The 2,799-nt window shown below is 56.6% G+C and carries 2 protein-coding genes; both read right to left on the reverse strand.

From position 1 onward, the window contains the following. A partial coding sequence (locus WCS52_19430) for a hypothetical protein (GenBank protein ID MEI6169361.1) occupies nucleotides 1-1,784 on the reverse strand: 1,784 nt, incomplete at its 3' end. After that, nucleotides 1,771-2,799: hypothetical protein (locus WCS52_19435; protein MEI6169362.1), on the reverse strand; the 1,029-nt coding region annotated here is incomplete at its 5' end. The genes WCS52_19435 and WCS52_19430, both read right to left, overlap by 14 nt.

Raw genomic sequence — 2,799 nt, forward strand, 5'->3', positions numbered from 1 at the left:
CGGGGAACGACCATCACCGGGGCAGTGGTCTGGATAAGCACAGGCAGTTTGCCTCTCGTAATCCAGTCGGCCGCCGCCAGATACTGATTGCGTTTGGCTCCACTGGGCGCACTGAACCAACTGTAATACCCAAATACCGCCACCCGCCCACCCGCCCTGTTTTCAGCGAGACTCGTGGTCATCCCATGGTGCTTTCCCAAACGGTCCTCATAATGCCCTAGCCCTCGGACTTTAGGCGATAATGGCTTCAGCGTATAGATGCCTGTTTTACCCCAGCCACCATTCCATTTCAGCCCGATGTAAATCCCATTCAGCGTATCCGCGGATATCCGTTCATTGAACGGCACCGCCCCGGAAACCGGAGCCACCTCGACCCCAAGCCACTTCCCAAGTCCCCGCTCCTGCACTCGCCAAGCCGCCAATCCATCCATCATGACGCCACCAGACAGGATCCGGCGTAATTCCTTGTCCGCCAAACCATCCACGGCGTCCGCATGGAGAATCACTGCCTCCCGTCCTTTTATCGTGCTTGTACAGAGCGGAAGCCCCAGACAGGCCAGGTTATGGAGGCTCTCTAAATTGACCTTCCCCCAGCCAAACGGCGGCTCCTGCGGCAACAGCGGACGCGCCACATGATTCTTTCCCAAATGCATATCAAGTCCGCCCGGCATTGTTCCGGAGTTGATCTTGACAAGCTCCTCCCAGAACGGGCGGTACCGGGTAAGCCGGGATAATAGTGTTTCGTACCAGGCCATCGGCTCATGTCCTGAACAGAGAATCGCATAGGACAAGCTGTTACAGCCCATCGCCAGATCCAGCGACGACTCCACCGCCAGCCCGTGGGCGGATTTACCGAAGGCGTTATGGGTGTAACCCTCGATCTCGGGGCAAATCTGGTCCACACAAGCAGGCAGGCGCGATATCTGCCGCGAAATCAAGAAGGCTTTGTCGATCATCTGGCGCGGACTGTGATCGGCATAATACCCATGTCCCAACCGGGCACCTGCCGCATGGTGACTATGTTGGGCTAGGGATTTTAAGACAGGACTCCAGTCCGGCCCTGAGTAAAGGAATGGCTCATGCCCGATTTGCTGGAAACCCAGACGGCATTCCGGCGCCACCTGGTGCGTCGCCTTGGCAATCACCTTGGCAATCCCGGCCAGACTCAATCCGTTGAATTTCGTCCAAGCGAGTCGAACCGTGCCATCCGTAGGGTTGTGCAAAGCCGCCACCAATGAGCGGCGGTTATAGGACTTACCCTGCTCCCGTGAAAACTGTTTCACACACTCCCGGCAGAAACATCCTTGGGCAAGTCCCCCGACAGCATTCATCCTCAGGTCATCATCAATCCAAATGGACGACGGCTGCCACGAGGCATAGACCCGGGTCATCCGGTCAATATAACCCAACGCCGCATGGGATCGTGGACAAGGAGTGGGAGGATTGCAGCGCCCACTTGCGTCAATCATCGGAAGCCACGCAGCCCCCGAATCCTCTTGAAGCACACTCAAGCCGCCATGGCCAATCGTATTGGCGATTTGGAGTCCAGGCTTGATTCCCAATTCCCGGATCCTTTCTGCGGCCTTAGCCATCAGGCCAGCGGAATGCTCATGTGCCGCCATGGGCGGGAAGCCGATTTCCGTACAAAACCAAACCTCATCGCACGCCTTTGAATTGCGCTTCAAGGCCCCTATCAGTTCCGAGAAATCCGCCGCGTTCTGGTGATGATGCGGCCATAGCCGGATTATCATGAATGGGAATTCAGGCGACTTAACACGTTTCATAATTCGCTCCTTTTTCATCCAGAACAAACCCACCTTTGGATCGAACCCCTCTTCCAGAAGCTCGAAGTTCAATCGCTGCGGTAACACGGAATATCTTCGGCTGCGCAGGAAACAGAGGTGTTTGGAGGCAGCCATCCGCAAAATCGATCTGTTCCCAGGAGCCGTCCTGCGCGATCATTTCGACATTAGTGATGTTAAATGCCGAAATGACCGGCAAAACGTCCAGTTCGTCGTGTCCGAGATTGAAGAACGCCAGCAGATATCGTCCATCAGTGAACCGGCGGACCTTGAGATACACCTCGGCGTCGCCCGGATAATAGAACTCCACAGGCTTTCCGCAGACGAACTGAAGGAGTTCGAGAATCTCGCGCTTACGATCCTCGTCATAAAAGCCGAAGGACGACAGGGTGTTATTCAGGCCGAACGCTGCCGCGAAAACGGCTACCCGCCCGCCGGACGGGTTCTCGAAGAGCGTCACGGCGGGTCCCACTTCGGTAAAATCCATGCTCACGCCGGACTTGCGGTGCAAAAGCGTCGAATGGATCTTCACCTTCGGATCAAGGGGCCGCAGGCGTGAATAACAGACGTCAGGGTTTAAAGTGACTCCACCCCACTTTTCACAGGACACGCGAGCTCCCGTCCACGGTTCTGCCGAAATCCCGATTTCGGTCGAAAACCCGCGTTGACAGAGTTTCTCGGCGGCAAGGCCTTCAAGGAGCAAACCGTTTATCAGGAGACCTTTCAAATCCGCATCAGAAAACAGCTCCACATCGGCCCCCGTCATCATGGCGGGAAGCGCCGGCATTTTGGCATAGTTGCACGGCAGGCCGATCACAGACAGAAGCGACCCCCAGTTTTTTCTGGAGGTGCAGGCGCCGACACGGTCCGGGGGTGAATTGAAGGGCACCGACCCAGGCAGAACGGCGGCGGCATACCCGGACGGAGCGCTGTCCTGAACGGCATTGAAAAGCGTCTCGTAAAAGCCATGGTATTGCGTGAGCATCGCGCGATACGC

Source organism: bacterium (assembly GCA_037128595.1).
In the GTDB taxonomy this organism is placed as follows: Bacteria; Verrucomicrobiota; Kiritimatiellia; order CAIKKV01; family CAITUY01; genus JAABPW01.